Annotated in this window: 1 protein-coding gene; it reads left to right on the forward strand. The window is 59.7% G+C overall.

The window, feature by feature from the left end:
- A partial coding sequence (locus VI01_RS24495; RefSeq protein WP_231638595.1) for a hypothetical protein occupies positions 1 to 214 on the forward strand: 214 nt, incomplete at its 5' end.
- Between the last annotated feature and the right edge of the window lie 188 nt (positions 215 to 402).

Raw genomic sequence — 402 nt, forward strand, 5'->3', positions numbered from 1 at the left:
TACGGACGGAGGTCATATGAATGATGACACCACCGCCGAAGATATCTACGCCGTTATCGGAACGGTCGTGGCGCGCCTTCTTAAGCCGGACCAGTACCTCACCCTTCACGAAATCACCAGCGCCCTGCACAGCATGGGCGAAGCGGCAGGCGCTGCCGGGATGCGCGAAAGCTGCGAACGCGCCGTCAGGCTGCTGGCTCAGCAGATGCACTGACCTTCAGATTCCTCCCGTTCTGACGATCACTCCTCGCGCAATGACGGTGACGTGCCACACTGAGAAGTGTAAACCTTTTTAACCGGGAGATGCCTGTGAAAGTCTGGATTGCCGTAACCCTCGCCGCCGCCGTCAGCTGCTCCGTGTGGGCTTCACAGGGAGGGTTTGACTCACCGGCTGCGCTGTCT

It is taken from the genome of Pantoea sp. SM3, from assembly GCF_000963995.1.
Classification (GTDB): Bacteria; Pseudomonadota; Gammaproteobacteria; order Enterobacterales; family Enterobacteriaceae; genus Pantoea; species Pantoea rwandensis_B.